Annotated in this window: 1 protein-coding gene; it reads right to left on the bottom strand. The window is 48.1% G+C overall.

Annotated features, from left to right (window positions below; genetic code table 11):
- Positions 1–320, bottom strand: a 320-nt coding sequence (locus tag NLF92_RS12740; RefSeq protein ID WP_254102574.1) for a dihydroxy-acid dehydratase domain-containing protein, incomplete at both ends; no start/stop codon positions are given.

Raw genomic sequence — 320 nt, 5'->3', positions numbered from 1 at the left:
CCCGGAAGGTGCAAGCCCATCATTTCAACCACTAGCTGGTTTGAATTTGCTGTGCCGTAGAAGGTACAGGTACCTGCTGAGTGATAAGATTGAGATTCAGCTTCAAGCAGTGCGTCACGCCCTACTTTACCTTCAGCGAATTCTTGGCGAACGCGCGCTTTTTCTTTATTCGGTAAGCCAGATGGCATTGGACCCGCTGGAACAAAAACAGTTGGCAGGTGACCAAATGTAAGTGCGCCCATTAGCAGTCCAGGCACGATCTTATCGCAAATACCTAACATCAGTGTGCTATCAAACATGTTATGAGAAAGCGCGATAGC

The sequence above is a fragment of the Opacimonas viscosa genome (assembly GCF_024199005.1).
Taxonomy (GTDB): Bacteria; Pseudomonadota; Gammaproteobacteria; order Enterobacterales; family Alteromonadaceae; genus Opacimonas; species Opacimonas viscosa.
The sequence above is the reverse complement of the archived record's forward strand: the minus strand, read 5'-3'. Positions and strand labels throughout refer to the sequence as shown.